At 46.4% G+C, this 15,273-nt stretch carries 12 protein-coding genes and 3 tRNA genes; 5 read left to right on the forward strand and 10 right to left on the reverse strand.

Going from position 1 to position 15,273, the window contains the following annotated elements; translation table 11 throughout:
• The first annotated feature begins 2 nt into the window (after nucleotides 1–2).
• The 4 genes from FJD32_RS14245 to FJD32_RS14260 all read left to right on the forward strand — a co-directional run bounded on the left by FJD32_RS14245 (nucleotide 3) and on the right by FJD32_RS14260 (nucleotide 3,414).
• Entirely contained in the window at nucleotides 3–1,010 is a 1,008-nt protein-coding gene (locus FJD32_RS14245) for an oligopeptide/dipeptide ABC transporter ATP-binding protein (RefSeq protein WP_037417214.1), read from the forward strand.
• Entirely contained in the window at nucleotides 991–1,776 is a 786-nt protein-coding gene (locus FJD32_RS14250; protein WP_037417209.1) for an ATP-binding cassette domain-containing protein, read from the forward strand. Before FJD32_RS14245 ends, FJD32_RS14250 begins: the two co-directional genes overlap by 20 nt.
• Before the next feature lie 105 nt (nucleotides 1,777–1,881).
• Nucleotides 1,882–3,084 carry an enoyl-ACP reductase FabV gene (gene fabV / locus FJD32_RS14255; protein WP_088586959.1) on the forward strand — a complete coding sequence of 401 codons (1,203 nt, stop codon included), beginning with the start codon at nucleotides 1,882–1,884 and terminating at the stop codon, nucleotides 3,082–3,084.
• Nucleotides 3,085–3,201: 117 nt separating this feature from the next.
• The gene (locus FJD32_RS14260; RefSeq protein WP_037417205.1) at nucleotides 3,202–3,414 is read left to right on the forward strand and encodes a molybdopterin-binding protein; all 213 of its coding nucleotides are present in this window, start codon (nucleotides 3,202–3,204) and stop codon (nucleotides 3,412–3,414) included.
• 143 nt (nucleotides 3,415–3,557) lie between these two features.
• Here FJD32_RS14260 and ppiD read toward each other — a convergent pair whose 3' ends face one another.
• The 9 genes from ppiD to FJD32_RS14305 form a co-directional block, all read right to left on the reverse strand.
• Entirely contained in the window at nucleotides 3,558–5,423 is a 1,866-nt protein-coding gene (ppiD, locus tag FJD32_RS14265) for a peptidylprolyl isomerase (RefSeq protein ID WP_037428149.1), read from the reverse strand.
• A 226-nt stretch (nucleotides 5,424–5,649) separates the two neighbouring features.
• Nucleotides 5,650–5,922 carry a nucleoid-associated protein HU-beta gene (hupB, locus tag FJD32_RS14270; protein ID WP_006081127.1) on the reverse strand — a complete coding sequence of 91 codons (273 nt, stop codon included), beginning with the start codon at nucleotides 5,920–5,922 and terminating at the stop codon, nucleotides 5,650–5,652.
• Between the two features lie 259 nt (nucleotides 5,923–6,181).
• A complete protein-coding gene (gene lon / locus FJD32_RS14275) occupies nucleotides 6,182–8,539 on the reverse strand; it encodes an endopeptidase La (protein WP_037428151.1) in 2,358 nt (785 codons plus the stop codon).
• 132 nt (nucleotides 8,540–8,671) lie between these two features.
• The gene (gene clpX / locus FJD32_RS14280; protein WP_037417195.1) at nucleotides 8,672–9,952 is read right to left on the reverse strand and encodes an ATP-dependent protease ATP-binding subunit ClpX; all 1,281 of its coding nucleotides are present in this window, start codon (nucleotides 9,950–9,952) and stop codon (nucleotides 8,672–8,674) included.
• Between the two features lie 99 nt (nucleotides 9,953–10,051).
• Complete coding sequence (gene clpP, locus FJD32_RS14285; RefSeq protein WP_037417193.1) at nucleotides 10,052–10,660, reverse strand: ATP-dependent Clp endopeptidase proteolytic subunit ClpP; 609 nt, start codon at nucleotides 10,658–10,660, stop codon at nucleotides 10,052–10,054.
• Nucleotides 10,661–10,749: 89 nt separating this feature from the next.
• On the reverse strand, nucleotides 10,750–12,054 hold the full coding sequence (gene tig / locus FJD32_RS14290) for a trigger factor (RefSeq protein ID WP_047538512.1): 1,305 nt from the start codon (nucleotides 12,052–12,054) through the stop codon (nucleotides 10,750–10,752).
• Between the two features lie 261 nt (nucleotides 12,055–12,315).
• A tRNA-His gene (locus FJD32_RS14295) sits at nucleotides 12,316–12,391 on the reverse strand.
• A gap of 9 nt (nucleotides 12,392–12,400) precedes the next feature.
• A tRNA-Arg gene (locus tag FJD32_RS14300) sits at nucleotides 12,401–12,477 on the reverse strand.
• Nucleotides 12,478–12,576: 99 nt separating this feature from the next.
• Nucleotides 12,577–12,653: transfer RNA gene (locus FJD32_RS14305), tRNA-Pro, on the reverse strand.
• A 351-nt stretch (nucleotides 12,654–13,004) separates the two neighbouring features.
• Here FJD32_RS14305 and folD point away from each other — a divergent pair.
• Complete coding sequence (folD, locus tag FJD32_RS14310; RefSeq protein WP_037428154.1) at nucleotides 13,005–13,859, forward strand: bifunctional methylenetetrahydrofolate dehydrogenase/methenyltetrahydrofolate cyclohydrolase FolD; 855 nt, start codon at nucleotides 13,005–13,007, stop codon at nucleotides 13,857–13,859.
• A gap of 53 nt (nucleotides 13,860–13,912) precedes the next feature.
• On the opposite strand, the gene FJD32_RS14315 is transcribed toward folD, so the two are convergent.
• Nucleotides 13,913–15,235 carry an IS4-like element ISSba6 family transposase gene (locus FJD32_RS14315; RefSeq protein ID WP_088585763.1) on the reverse strand — a complete coding sequence of 441 codons (1,323 nt, stop codon included), beginning with the start codon at nucleotides 15,233–15,235 and terminating at the stop codon, nucleotides 13,913–13,915.
• Between the last annotated feature and the right edge of the window lie 38 nt (nucleotides 15,236–15,273).

Here is a 15,273-nt window from a genome sequence, read left to right on the forward strand (position 1 = left end):
CTATGCCATTACTCGACGTTAGAAACCTGACTATTGAACTCGACACGCCCCACGGCAAAGTGCGGGCTCTTGAGAAAGTAAGCTTGACCTTGAATGCGGGTGAAATCCACGGCCTAGTGGGTGAATCCGGCTCGGGCCGAAGTCTACTCGCCAGAGCCATTCTAGGGATCCCTGGCCCCAACTGGACCATTACTGCCGACCGCATGATGTGGGATGGTAATAATCTGATGGCCATGACCTCGAAGGAGCGCCGTAATCTGATGGGCTCAGATATGGCGATGATCTTCCAAGACCCATCAGGTAGCCTTGATCCTTCGCAAACCGTGGGTAGCCAGCTGATGCAGGCCATGCCTAAGAATCCTAAAGCTTATTTTTGGCAAAAGCATAAACATGCCAAACTCACGGCGCAGAAATGGCTACACAAAGTTGGCATTAAAAATCCCCAAAAAGTCATGTCCAGCTATGCATGGGAATTATCCGAAGGCGAATGCCAAAAAGTGATGATCGCCATGGCAATTGCCAACCAGCCTAGATTATTAATTGCAGATGAGCCGACAAACTCGATGGAGCTGAGTACTCAGGCACAGATATTTCGCCTACTATCACAGCTTAACCAACTGCAAAATGTGTCGATTTTAATCATCAGTCATGAGCTTGAGACCCTCGCCCAATGGTGCGATCACTTATCGGTACTCTATTGCGGCCAAGTGATGGAGTCAGGGCCGACGGATGAATTAATTAATCAGCCCTATCATCCTTACACTAAGGCACTCTTGGATAATATGCCGGATTATTCGGGGATAGAGGCGCACAAGGCAATTATGCCAACACTGCCAGGCTCGGCGCCAGCACTCCAACATCTCCCCATTGGTTGTCGCTTAGGGCCAAGATGTCCTGAGGCGCAAAAGAAATGTGTTAATCAGCCAAGTTTGAGTCATTCAAGAGACCGCTACTTTGCCTGCCATTTCCCTTACCACGGTGAAACGACAAATGACGACTCCACTGCTTAAAGTTAACGACCTCTTTAAAAGGTATGATACTGGTTATAAAGGCTTTACCCGCCAATATAACGATGCCTTAGCCCCGGTTTCCTTTGAATTAAACCGCGGCGAAACCTTAGCTATTGTGGGTGAGGCAGGTTCAGGTAAGAGTACGTTAGCGCGTATTTTAGTGGGCGCAGAACCGCGCAGCGGCGGTGAAATTTACTTCGAAGGCGAAGCCTTAGACAGCCGTAATATCAAACAACGCTGCCGCCTTATTCGGATGATTTTTCAAGATCCTAATACCTCGCTCAACCCAAGGCTCACCATTGGTCAATTACTCGATGAACCATTGCGCTTTAACACTCAGCTATCTGCCAAAGAGCGTAATTCTCAAGTAATTGAGACATTAAGGAAAGTCGGTTTATTACCTGAACATTCTGACTTTTATCCGCATATGATTTCTGAAGGCCAAAAACAGCGGGTTGCCGTGGCGCGGGCGCTAATGCTCAACCCCAAAATCATTATCGCCGATGAAGCGTTAACCGCTTTAGATCTGTCCGTACGCTCGCAAATCCTCAATTTGCTACTGAAATTGCAAAAAGACTTAGGATTGTCATATATTTTTGTGTCCCATAACCTCAATATTATTCGCCATGTTAGCGATAAAATTATGGTTCTTCATAAAGGCGTTATGGTTGAGAAAGCTCCCACAGAACAGATATTTAATTCACCGCAGCACGAATATACCCAAAGGCTTATTCAGGAGCAGAGCCTGTTTGTTCATAAGCGTTAAACTGCTCCAACCACTTAAATATTCAGGCAAATTGGCTAAAAATAGATGCCATTTAATCGCCGAAGTATTTATCCTATTGGTCATTTTGATAGAAGAAGCTTAAACATGATTATCAAACCCAAAATTCGTGGATTCATTTGTACCACTACTCATCCCGTTGGTTGCGAAGCTAACGTTCAAGAACAAATTGCCTTAACCAAAGCAAAGGGCAAAATCGCCAACGGGCCTAAAAAAGTCCTCGTTGTTGGTTCATCAAGTGGTTATGGCCTGTCTTCACGCATTGCCGCCGCCTTTGGTAGCGATGCAGCAACTATTGGTGTGTTCTTCGAAAAACCAGGTACAGAAGCTAAGCCAGGTACTGCTGGCTGGTACAACTCTGCCGCTTTCGACAAGTTTGCCAAAGCTGAAGGTTTGTACTCTAAGAGCATCAACTGCGATGCCTTTAGCCATGAAGCTAAACAAAAAGTCATTGAGCTAATCAAGCAAGATTTAGGTCAAGTGGATATGGTGGTGTATTCATTAGCATCACCTGTGCGCAAACTGCCAGATTCTGGCGAACTAGTACGCTCTGCGCTCAAACCAATTGGTGAAACTTACACTGCAACAGCGGTAGACACTAATAAAGACTGCATTATTGAAGCGACAGTTGAGCCCGCAACAAAGCAAGAAATTGCCGATACAGTAACAGTGATGGGCGGCCAAGATTGGGAATTGTGGATTAACGCGCTCGCCGAGGCTGGCGTATTGAGCGACAACTGCAAGACCGTTGCCTATAGCTATATCGGTACAGAGTTAACTTGGCCAATCTACTGGCATGGCGCATTAGGTAAAGCCAAAATGGACTTAGACCGTGCTGCAAAAGCCTTAAACGATAAGCTCTCAGTGACAGGCGGTAGCGCCAACGTTGCCGTGCTCAAAAGCGTTGTCACTCAAGCCAGCTCAGCCATCCCGGTGATGCCACTGTATATTGCGATGGTATTTAAGAAGATGCGCCAAGAAGGTCTGCATGAAGGCTGTATGGAGCAAATCTATCGCATGTTCAGCGAGCGTCTGTTCCGTGCCGATGGTGCAAAACCTGAGACCGATAGCGATAACCGTCTGCGTTTAGACGATTGGGAATTGCGTGAAGATATCCAGCAGCATTGCCGTGATCTGTGGCCACAAGTGACCACTGAAAATCTATCAGAGCTGACCGATTATCAAGAATATAAAGCCGAGTTTATTAAACTTTTCGGCTTTGGTATTGAAGGCATCGACTACGACGCTGATGTGAATCCGTACGTTGAGTTCGATGTGATCGAGCTGTAATCGTCACGATTACAGCTTGCTTTTAAACGCCACCCTCGGGTGGCGTTTTTATTTGCTGCAAACCCATGACAATAGGCTAGAATAGCATGACCATTCAACACTAAATAAGGATAAAGAATGAAGATCAGTGCACGTAATACCCTAAGTGGCACTATTACCGCAATCGAAATTGGCTCTGTAAACAACGAAGTCACTATCGAACTGGCACCGGGCGTAGTGTTAACCTCCGTCGTAACTAAAGCCTCCTGTGAGCGTTTAAACTTGAAGGTGGGTGATTCGGCTTACGCACTCATTAAAGCCAGCAGCGTGATGATTGGCGTGGATGATTAAGCTGCTGAAATAGCGCCCATATCGTTTGATAACGCACAAACAAAAAGGCCAAGTAAACACTTGGCCTTTTCTATTTGATTAGCAAAACACTTTATATTTGCTTTGCGAACATAAGGGATAGACTGAGTTATCCCTTATCACCATCAACCTTCTACAGGGTAATGAATTTTTGCATTCGCTTTCAGTGACTCGATCAGACCGCGGTAATCCGCTTCGCTGTATTGTGCATTTAGGCGTTGTTTTAGTGCATTGACTAACTCATCACTAACAGACTCAGCCGCGTTCACTTTGTCCAGTGCAATCACAGCATAGCCATTTGCTAAAGCGACAGTATCAACCACAGGTGCAGCACTCGGCGTTGGCATTTGGAAGGTTTTAGTCACAATGGCCGCGTCTAAATCCTGTGCACCACGCCCCAATTTAGCCTTAGCGATTAAGCTCACATCAGCAGCGCCCGCTTTCACTTGCGCCATTAACTCTTCTGCTTTAGCACGTGCTGCTGCGTTCGCTTGATCTTGCTTTAAACGCTCTGCGATGTCGGCCTTCACTTCGGCTAATGGCATAGTGCCCGCATCGTGATGTTCTTTCATGCGAATAACCACTACGTGATTCGGTTCAAGCTCAATCACTTCACTATTTAGCCCTTGGCGCATCACTGAGTCTGAAAATGCTGCTTTTACTACATCAGGCTTATTCAATGCCGCTGGCACATCATCACGTGAAAATAGCGGCGTTGTCTTAATCTCAACACCCACCACTTTTGCGGTTTCGGCTAAGGTATCAGGTACTTCATAACTGGTATCAGCCAGTTTGCTCTGCAAGCTATAGAATTGATCTACCGCTTTTTTCTCTTGTAACTGAGCGATAATCTTAGTTTTAACGTCGGCAAAGGGCACTGTGGTACCAGGCTGAACGTCTAACAGTTTGATGATGTGGAAACCAAAATCTGTTTTGACGACTGCTGAGTGTTGACCTTTTTGCAGAGCAAAAAGCGCAGCATCGAATGAGGGGTCCATCACACCGGGCTCAAACCAGTCTAATTTACCGCCCTGCTCTGCACTTAACGTGTCTTCAGAATTGGCTTTGGCTAACTCAGCAAAATCAGCACCGTTATCTAACTGCTTGGCTAAATCTTCAGCCTTGGCTTTCGCTGCGGCTTCATCGCTACCTGGAGCAATCAGAATGTGCGCGGCTAAACGTTTCTCGTTAGACACATATTGCGTCTTATGCTCATCGTAGTAAGCCTGAGCTTCTTCTTCGGTCACTTTGCTGTCTTTGGCAAAATCAGCCGCGTTTAACTCAACATATTCTAAACTCACCTTCTCTGGGCTCATAAACTGGCCCTGGTTGGCGTCATAGTAGTTTTTTACTTGCTCGTCTGTCACAGAGGCATTGGCAAGGTATGGCGCAGAGTCCACCACTAAATAACGAATGTCGCGAGTTTGGCCTTGCAGCTCAGCTAATTGTTTAGCTTCACCGGGTAATACAAATTCAGTGCCCACTAACGCCGCTGTTAACTGACGACGAGTCATATCGACACGCATCATGCTTCTAAAGGTTTGTGGCTGATAACCTAACTGACGCAAAATAGCCTGATAACGGTCGTTATCAAATTTACCGTCAGTTTGGAAAGCGGGTTCAGATTTAATCGCTGCAATAATTTGTTCGTCAGAAACACGTAATCCCATCGCAGCGGCAGCTTGATCGATCAGTTTGTCTGCCACTAGACGCTCGAGAACGCTCTGCTTAATGCTTTCTAGGTATCTTTCGTCCGCAGATAGGGCAGCAAACATTTCGCCCAGTTGTTGTTCCATACGAGCGCGTTCGCTCTGGTAGGCTTGTTCTAACTCGGCTTTAGTGATCTTGTCACCGTTGACTTCTGCGGCAGGTACATCGGAAGTTGAGCCCAAATAGCTACTCACCCCTGCAAATGCAAAAGATAAAATCACAAGTACGAGAATGCCTTTAGCAATCACGCCTTGCGAACCATCGCGGATCTTTTCTAACATCAGATATCTCGCTCGTTGCGATTAACAAAATAAAAAGGCGCATCAGCTTGAGATGCGCCTTTCTGTAATTAATAGGGATTATTCAGACGCTACCACTGGTAAGTGCTAAAACCCCGAGTAATGGTAGAAATTGACCTTCAAAATCCATTACTTTCAATTCGTAAAAAGCACTGTTTAAACAGTGCTTATCATTACGAACGCCTTACAAAGGCTGCGATATCAAAAATTAATTGACAGCGTCTTTCAGAGCTTTACCCGCTTTAAAAGCTGGGATCTTTGCTGCTGCGATTTTGATTTCTTCACCCGTTTGTGGGTTGCGGCCAGTGCGTTCAGCGCGCTCACGCACTTCAAAAGTACCAAAACCAACAAGAGAAATTTTATCGCCTTCTTTCAAACCTTCAGTCACAGCTGCGATAAAAGAATCCAGTGCACGGCCGGCAGCGGCTTTAGAAATGTCAGCACCAGAAGCGATTTTCTCGATTAGTTCAGATTTGTTCATGTCATCCCCTTGAATGTAATTTTTTTGCGCCGCAACCAAATCCGTCTCTAGAGCGGTCTGCGGAGGCTTTTATAACAAGCTTGAATTCAAAGTTCAAGCTGAGTTCGAAAACCAAAGAAATAAAACTAGATACAGCTCAAAGCCAGTTGCCCCAAGGGCTTGGAGCAGCTGGCTCTCCACTGACCTAGGCTACCACAGGTCTGCGCTTTGTTAAGCCCCTTTTTTCATTTTTTTTAACGTCATAGCGCATTTTCTTGCGTTATGCCAAGTTTTTAACCACTTCGAAGCCTTCAACGGGTCTTTCTAGCGCCAGTTTTAACACTTCGTCGACCCAACGCACAGGGCGAATTTCTAAATCGGCAATGACATTGGCAGGAATTTCTTCCAGATCGCGCTCATTTTCTTTTGGAATAAGCACCAATTTAATGCCACCGCGATGTGCTGCCAGCAGTTTTTCTTTTAAACCACCGATAGGTAACACTTCACCGCGTAAGGTAATTTCACCCGTCATGGCCACATCGGCGCGCACAGGGTTTCCAGTGAGGCTGGAAACAAGCGCAGTACACATTGCAGCACCTGCGGATGGACCATCCTTCGGCGTTGCTCCTTCTGGTACGTGCACATGGATATCACGCTTCTCATAAAAGTCGCCATTGATACCCAATTGTTCCGCACGGGCGCGAACAACTGTCATCGCCGCTTGAATCGACTCTTGCATCACATCGCCAAGTGAGCCTGTGTAAGTCAACTTGCCTTTGCCGGGCACTGAAGTCGCTTCAATGGTGAGCAAATCACCACCCACTTCAGTCCAAGCCAACCCTGTGACTTGACCGATTTGGTTGTTCGATTCCGCCTTGCCATAGTCAAAACGCTGCACACCGAGGAAAGACTTGAGATTATCCGCGGTGACTGTAACTGACTTGATGGATTTATCCAGCAGGATCATTTTCACGACCTTACGGCAAATCTTAGACAACTCACGTTCTAGCGCCCGCACACCCGCTTCACGGGTGTAGTAGCGGATGATGCCGACTATCGCACTGTCTTCGATATGAATTTCATTCGCTTTAAGGCCGTTACGCTCGATTTGTTTCGTCAATAAATGCTGCTTAGCGATATTGAGTTTTTCATCTTCGGTATAACCCGACAGACGGATCACTTCCATACGATCTAAAAGTGGCCCCGGAATATTCATCGAATTCGAGGTCGCCACGAACATTACATCGGATAAGTCGTAGTCGACTTCGAGGTAATGGTCGTTAAAAGTCGCGTTTTGTTCAGGATCGAGCACCTCTAATAGTGCTGATGCTGGGTCGCCACGCATGTCCGAACTCATTTTGTCGATTTCATCCAGCAGGAATAAGGGGTTTTTCACGCCCACTTTGGCCATTTTTTGGATGATTTTACCTGGCATAGAGCCAATGTAGGTGCGGCGATGTCCGCGAATTTCCGCTTCATCACGCACGCCGCCTAAGGCAACACGCACATACTTACGACCCGTCGCCTTGGCAATCGATTGACCGAGTGAGGTTTTACCCACACCTGGTGGTCCAACTAAACACAGGATTGGCCCTTTCAGTTGACGCACACGGCTCTGCACCGCCAAGTATTCCAGAATACGGTCTTTGACCTTTTCCAAACCATAGTGGTCAGTATCCAATACCTCTTGGGCTTTCGCTAAATCACGTTTGATTTTAGAGCGTTGACTCCAAGGCACAGACGTCATCCAATCCACATAGCTACGAACCACGGTCGCTTCGGCAGACATCGGCGACATCATACGTAATTTGTTCAGTTCAGCGACCGCCTTTTCTTTGGCATCGCTTGGCATATTGGCTTCTTCAATCTTACGATTTAAGACTTCAAATTCGTCATGGCCTTCGTCTAAGTCACCCAATTCTTTTTGGATGGCTTTCATTTGCTCGTTCAGATAGTACTCACGTTGGCTCTTTTCCATCTGCTTTTTAACGCGGGTGCGGATGCGTTTTTCAACCTGTAACAGGTCAATTTCCGACTCCATCATCGCCATTAAATATTCAAGACGTTCGCCAATATTGGTCATCTCAAGGACAGATTGTTTGTCCTCAAGCTTAAGCGGCATGTGAGCCGCCATCGTGTCTGCAAGGCGTGCCGCTTCATCGATACCTGAAAGCGAGGTTAAAACCTCTGGCGGGATCTTCTTGTTGAGCTTGATATAGCCTTCAAATTGGCCAATCGCGCTACGAACCAAGACTTCCTCTTCTTTGTCTTCTAAAGGCTCAGATTCGAGATATTCAGCCTTAGCCACAAAGAAATCTGCTTCTTGGGTATAACGCGTAATACGGGCGCGGCGACCACCTTCGACCAGCACCTTGACTGTACCGTCTGGTAGTTTCAGCAGTTGCAGAATAGATGCCACGGTACCAACGTCAAAGATATCGTCCTTGGTCGGCTCATCTAACTCAGCATCACGCTGAGCAACTAAAATAATTTGCTTATCCTGGGCCATTGCCGTTTCGAGACAACGAATCGATTTTTCTCGGCCAACGAACAACGGAATTACCATATGGGGATAGACCACCACATCTCTCAGTGGCAGCACGGGGAGTTCGATATGCGCTTCACGCTCTAAGGTCATAGTTCGATTCCGTTTAAATAAAAGGGATTTGTTAAGGAGTATATTGGGGCGGTTTAGGCCCTTTCAATGGTCAATACGAAAAAAGGAGCCCATTGGACTCCTTGATTTTCAGTTTATTAGCTATCTGTACAATTATTGTTCGCCAGAAGCCGCCTGTGCTTCATTGCGCTCATAAATCAGAATCGGTGCAGACTCACCATTAACCACTGACTCATCGACAACCGCTTTCACTACACCTTCTATCGATGGGATATCATACATAGTATCAAGTAAGATACCTTCTACGATGGAGCGTAAACCACGGGCACCTGTTTTACGTGACATGGCTTTATGGGCAATCGCTTTAAGTGCATCTTCGCGAAACTCTAATTCGACACCTTCCATCTCAAACAGTGCGTTGTACTGCTTAGTTAAGGCATTTTTAGGCTCAGACAGAATTTGCACTAATGCATCTTCATCCAATTCAGTTAGTGTAGCAACGACAGGTAGACGGCCGATAAACTCGGGGATCAAGCCGTATTTAACTAAATCGCCTGGCTCAACTTGAGACAGGGTTTCAGATATCGTTGCTTTATCTTTTTCGCCTTTAACTTGCGCACCAAAACCGATACCCGAACCAACATGAGCACGTTGTTCAATCACCTTTTCAAGACCCGCAAATGCACCACCACAAATAAAGAGGATCTTAGAGGTATCTACCTGTAAAAACTCTTGCTGTGGATGCTTACGTCCACCTTGAGGCGGAACCGCGGCAACCGTACCTTCGATAAGTTTCAGCAGTGCTTGCTGCACGCCTTCACCCGATACGTCACGGGTAATCGAGGGGTTATCCGATTTACGGCTGATTTTGTCGATTTCGTCGATATACACGATACCACGCTGCGCTTTCTCAACGTCGTAATCGCACTTTTGCAGCAGCTTTTGAATGATGTTTTCAACGTCTTCACCCACATAACCGGCTTCAGTTAAGGTGGTAGCGTCTGCCATAGTAAATGGGACATTCAATGAGCGCGCGAGCGTTTCGGCCAGCAGTGTTTTACCGCTGCCCGTTGGACCAATCAGCAGAATGTTACTCTTGCCCAATTCCACCCCATCTTTAGGGGATGAATTTCTCAGACGTTTATAGTGATTGTATACCGCAACAGAAAGGACTTTTTTAGCTCTGTCCTGCCCAATGACATAATCATCTAAATGTGCACGCAACTCATGTGGCGTGGGTAATTTATCATTATCACGCTTGGGGGAGATTTCTTTAATCTCTTCACGAATAATGTCATTACATAACTCGACACATTCGTCGCATACATATACTGATGGGCCTGCAATCAGTTTTCTGACTTCATGCTGGCTCTTACCGCAAAAAGAGCAGTACAGCAATTTACCGCTGTCACCATTATTTTTGTTGTCGCCCATTAATTACCTCATTTGCAGTCTGCTCTACTGCTTATCTTAAACTTGTTCACTTTAAACTCAGCGTTGCTTTACAGAGCATAGCCCAGTCAAAAGTAAAAATCAGCTGCGTTTAGTCATCACTGCGTCAACTAAACCATATTCCACAGCTTGAGTAGCGCTCATGAAGTTATCACGATCAGTATCACGCTCAATTACTTCGAGTGGCTGGCCCGTATGCTCTGACAGCATCAGGTTCAGTTTATGCTTGATGCCTAAGATTTCTTGGGCATGAATAGCGATATCAGAAGCCTGACCTTGGAATCCACCCAGTGGTTGGTGGATCATCACACGAGAATTAGGTAAGCAGAAACGCTTGCCCTTTTCACCGCCAGCTAATAAAAACGCACCCATACTGGCCGCTTGACCAATACACACCGTACTCACATTAGGCTTAATAAATTGCATGGTATCGTAAATCGCCATGCCCGCGGTGACTGACCCACCGGGTGAGTTGATATATAAAAAGATATCTTTATCTGGGCTTTCTGATTCGAGGAATAGCAACTGCGCCACAATCAGATTCGCCATATGCTCTTCAACTTGACCCACTAAAAAGATAATCCGCTCTTTTAACAGACGAGAATAAATGTCGAATGAGCGTTCACCCTTAGCAGTCTGTTCGATCACCATAGGCACTAAAGCACTTTGTATGTCTGACGCATTATGCATTATTCATTTCCCTAAATAAAAATGGCTCGCATGAGGAGCCTCATACGAGCCATTATAAATGGCGAACTGCCAATCAAGTCAAGCTTAGCTTATGCGCGACCTGTAGCCTTGTTCATAAATTCTTCAAAAGCGACTTCTTTTTCGGTCACTTTGGCTGTTTTAAGCAGTGCTTCAACAGCTTGCTCTTCAAGCGCAACGTTGCGCATGTTTTGCATCAGCTCTTTATTGCTGTTGTAATACGCAATCACTTCACTTGGATCTTCATAAGCAGAAGCCATAGAAGCGATTAAGCCTTGTACACGCTCATCTTCCGCTTTCAGCTCGTTAGTCTTGATGACTTCGCCTAATAACAGACCGATCTTCACGCGACGAGCTGCTTGCTCAGTGAATAATTCAGCTGGCAGTTCAGGCATGTTCGCCGTTTGACCGCCGAAACGTTGCATCGCTTGTTGACGCAATACGTTAACTTCACCATCGATCAGTGCTTTTGGCAGTTCGATGTCATTGTTAGCTAATAAACCTGCGATCACTTGCTCTTTCACATTAGCTTTTAACGCTTGCTCAAGCTCACGGTTCATGTTCTTACGGATTTCAGCTTTAAGGGCTTCTAAACCACCTTCGCTGATACCGAATAATGCTGCAAACTCATCGTTTACTTCAGGTAAGTTAGCCGCTAATACTTCAGTTAAGGTGATAGCAAACTTAGCTGCTTTACCTTTTAAGTTTTCAGCGTGATATTCTTCAGGGAAAGTCACGTCGATAACGAACTCTTCACCGGCTTTGTGACCTAAGATACCCGCTTCAAAACCTGGGATCATACGGTTACTACCTAATTGCAGTTCGAAATCTTCAGCTTTGCCGCCTTCGAATTCAACACCATCAACTGAACCCACAAAGTTCATTTTCACTTTGTCGCCGTCAGCTGCTTCACGCTCAACAGCGGCGAAAGTCGCGTGTTGCTTACGTAAAGTTTCGATCATGCTGTCTACATCAGCATCGGTTACAGAGGCTTTTGGTTGCTCTACTTCGATTGCATCTAAACCTTTCAACTCAACTTCTGGGTAGATTTCGAAAGTTGCTACGAATTCGAATTTTTCACCGTCAGTTGCACCTGGAACGAAAGTTGGTGCACCTGCTGGGTTTAATTTCTCAGCGATGATCGCTTCGATAAAGTTACGTTGCATCACTTCACCAGTGATGTCTTGACGAATAGCTGCGCCATAACGTTTGTTGATTACAGTAACAGGCACTTTGCCAGGACGGAAACCTGGGATACGAGCACGCTTAGCTTCACGTTGTAAACTGTCTTTAACCAGTTTTTCAATTTGTTCAGCAGGAACAGAAATGGTCAGGCGACGCTCTAGGCCTTGGGTTGCTTCAACAGAAACTTGCATTGTTTTACCTCGAAATTTGTCTAACGTCCTTTGTAATAGTCGAATCTTCAACTATTCAGGTATTCGTTTCTTGATCATTAAATTTGACTACAATGCCCACCACTACTGGCTTTTGGCACAGGTCGCTGTTAGTTGATATCTATCAAGACGCGACATTATAGCCACCGTTTTGTGCAGAGTCGAGCCTCAACGGCCGAATCTAGGGTATAAAAAAAGCGACCAGAGGTCGCTTTTTTTATTTTGTACTCAAAGTACTAAAAATGGGGTGACTGATGGGGCTCGAACCCACGACAACCGGAATCACAATCCGGGACTCTACCAACTGAGCTACAATCACCACTGAAACTGGTACGCCCGGCAGGATTCGAACCTGCGACCACCCGCTTAGAAGGCGGGTGCTCTATCCAACTGAGCTACGGGCGCATGGTCTACAGATTACTCTGCATCCTAACCGGCGTTGGATAGCATTTGGCTATCCATGCTACTCGCTCATGTAAACACGCGAGCAAATAACAATTAAAGTGGTCGGTGATAGAGGATTCGAACCTCTGACCCTCTGGTCCCAAACCAGATGCGCTACCGGACTGCGCTAATCACCGAAGGTCTTACTATATTTGGCATTAACTCAGAGGGTTTCCTCTGTTCTGCTCTCATCCAAAATCTGGATTTATTACAGTACTGTGCTAATCACCAAAAAAGTCTTCAAAGCAAATCAACACATCTGCTCGAGAACGGAGCGCATCTTAGCCCCTCACTTTGCACCCGTCAACGATTTTTTTAACCGTTCATGCTAGATGCTGAATTATCAGTCGAATACGCTTTTTTTTATCCATTTCACGACGGCATTTGCCATGACACACCCGCTACGCCCTGTTAAAATAGCCGCGATTGCCAATCTCTGTGTTAACTACCGTTTTAACCATCGCCAATATAAAGGATATCCTACACCCATGACAGCCCAAATAATCGACGGCAAGGCGATTGCTCAATCCATCCGCACTCAACTGCGCGAAAAAGTTACCGCCCGTAAAGAGGCTGGACAACGCGTACCAGGTTTAGCCGTGATTCTCGTGGGAGCAGACCCCGCCTCTCAGGTTTATGTTGGTAGTAAACGTAAAGCCTGTGAAGAAGTGGGATTTATTTCTCGCTCCTACGATCTCGATACCAGCTGCAGCGAAGCTGAACTCTTAGCCTTGATTGATCAACTCAACGATGACCCTAACATTGATGGGATATTAGTGCAGTTACCATTACCGGCCCATATCGAAGACTCTAAAGTGATCGAGCGCATTCGCCCCGATAAAGATGTCGATGGTTTCCACCCCTATAACGTTGGCCGTTTAGCACAGCGTATTCCCGTATTACGCTCTTGCACGCCGATGGGCATTATGACACTCATTAAATCCACTGGCGTCGATACCTATGGCTTAGATGCGGTTGTCGTTGGTGCCTCGAACATTGTCGGCCGACCAATGACACTCGAGCTACTGCTTGCAGGCTGCACCACCACAACTTGCCATCGTTTTACTAAAAACCTCGAACAAAAAATTCGCCAAGCCGATTTAGTGGTGGTTGCCGTGGGTAAACCTGGCTTTATCCCCGGTGAATGGATCAAACCCGGCGCTATCGTTATCGATGTGGGTATTAACCGCTTAGAAAACGGCACCTTAGTGGGCGACGTACAATATGATGTTGCTGCGCAAAATGCTAGCTTTATCACACCTGTACCAGGCGGTGTGGGACCAATGACCATAGCCAGTCTTTTAGAAAACACCTTGTATGCCGCCGAGCAATATCACGACTAGGTTCTAGGTTCGGCAAGCATAAAAAAACCTGCATAATGCATAATGCCGTTCACTTAAGAGTGAACGGCATTTTTCTTTGGTCTAACCGGAAACTTGTTTTTGCTCATTTTAAGGACTCGTGGATATGCCCTTTCCCGTTTACCATCCAGCTTAAATTGCCGTGCATTTCGTTCTATATCCAATACGTCTCTCGGGACATTCCCCGGTGTTTGTGATGACAGTTGTGTCAACTTGAAGATGATATAACTCGCCGCATCCCGAAAACTCAGTTGATTGGGATGGACCGATGGCAAGCTTTTAGCCATCAGCAACATCTTATATCTAATGAGATTGTAGGCCAGTAGCACGCCCCATAACTCTTGAGTCACCAGCTCCGGTAGTTGACTGCGGAGCGTAAAACGGCTCTCCAGTAGATGTTGTTTCATCTCTCTATAGCCCAGTTCGATTTCCCATCGATGGGCATATAAGTCGACGATGTCTTCGCTGGGGTAACGCATCGGGTCTGTCAACGAGGTCAAAATGGCGACTGACTTACCTTTCACTGTCTTAGTGAGTAAACGCGCTTCAAGGGTATCTGGGAGCTGCGGCCATTTCTTTCTGGCTTGAGGTGTCGTGGTGAGTTTCACCCACTGGTCATGTTTCCCCAGCGTTCGCACTACTTCATATTGAGTGCCTTTCTTCAGTGGCAACAACCAGTGGCTATCAGGTTGCGCTTGCTGCCAAGCGTGCAGCAGGCCGAGCGAGTAAAATCCTCGGTCAAATAGGGTTAGGCTGTGATTGGGAATGCTAGGAATGAGCTGGGACGCTAAGTTCATTTCATTTTCGGCAACCGAATCAAAGGCGCTGTTGACCAATAAATGGCTGCTTAACTCCATCAAGCAAACCATGCGAATTTGCGGATAAGCCGCTTCGCCTAAAGCGTTGGCGGTTCGTCCAAAGGCGGCTTGATTTTGAACACTATCGGGTGTCCGCCACACGACACCGTCAACACCATACAAGTTAAGACCGCACCAATGAGGATGTTCAGCTCTCGCGTGCCAGGTATTGGCGCTGCGGCTAAATACTTCTCTAATAACCTCACTGCCCAATCGTTTACGCGCCTGAGTCACGGCGCTGCGTGCAACATAATCAATCTCTTGCGGCAAAACAATGTCGAGTTTGTTGATGAGTGACCGAACAGACTCCCCTCGGAACAAAGCCATTCCGATAACGGCCCAAATCATCGCGTCCATCGGCAATTTACGCCGTCTTAACGTCGCAACGCCCTGGGAGTCTAGGCAAGATTGAATTAACTCAGGTTCTAACACATCAGCTAAGCAGGTGAATTCGGTTAGGCGGGTAATATGGGTACGGGCGAGTGCTTCTGAGAGTTGCATAAAAAATCCGATGACATGAGGTCATCGGATTTTGATCT

It is taken from the genome of Shewanella sp. LC6 (assembly GCF_006385735.2).
Classification (GTDB): domain Bacteria; phylum Pseudomonadota; class Gammaproteobacteria; order Enterobacterales; family Shewanellaceae; genus Shewanella; species Shewanella xiamenensis.

Excerpts from the sequence above, each read along its gene's own strand:
- FJD32_RS14250 (WP_037417209.1), top strand. The coding sequence starts at position 991 with ATGACGACTCCACTGCTTAAAGTTAACGACCTCTTTAAAAGGTATGAT.
- clpX (WP_037417195.1), bottom strand. The coding sequence starts at position 9,952 with ATGGGCGACAACAAAAATAATGGTGACAGCGGTAAATTGCTGTACTGC.
- FJD32_RS14260 (WP_037417205.1), top strand. The coding sequence starts at position 3,202 with ATGAAGATCAGTGCACGTAATACCCTAAGTGGCACTATTACCGCAATC.
- tig (WP_047538512.1), bottom strand. The coding sequence starts at position 12,054 with ATGCAAGTTTCTGTTGAAGCAACCCAAGGCCTAGAGCGTCGCCTGACC.
- clpP (WP_037417193.1), bottom strand. The coding sequence starts at position 10,660 with ATGCATAATGCGTCAGACATACAAAGTGCTTTAGTGCCTATGGTGATC.
- ppiD (WP_037428149.1), bottom strand. The coding sequence starts at position 5,423 with ATGTTAGAAAAGATCCGCGATGGTTCGCAAGGCGTGATTGCTAAAGGC.
- hupB (WP_006081127.1), bottom strand. The coding sequence starts at position 5,922 with ATGAACAAATCTGAACTAATCGAGAAAATCGCTTCTGGTGCTGACATT.
- lon (WP_037428151.1), bottom strand. The coding sequence starts at position 8,539 with ATGACCTTAGAGCGTGAAGCGCATATCGAACTCCCCGTGCTGCCACTG.
- folD (WP_037428154.1), top strand. The coding sequence starts at position 13,005 with ATGACAGCCCAAATAATCGACGGCAAGGCGATTGCTCAATCCATCCGC.
- FJD32_RS14245 (WP_037417214.1), top strand. The coding sequence starts at position 3 with ATGCCATTACTCGACGTTAGAAACCTGACTATTGAACTCGACACGCCC.
- FJD32_RS14315 (WP_088585763.1), bottom strand. The coding sequence starts at position 15,235 with ATGCAACTCTCAGAAGCACTCGCCCGTACCCATATTACCCGCCTAACC.
- fabV (WP_088586959.1), top strand. The coding sequence starts at position 1,882 with ATGATTATCAAACCCAAAATTCGTGGATTCATTTGTACCACTACTCAT.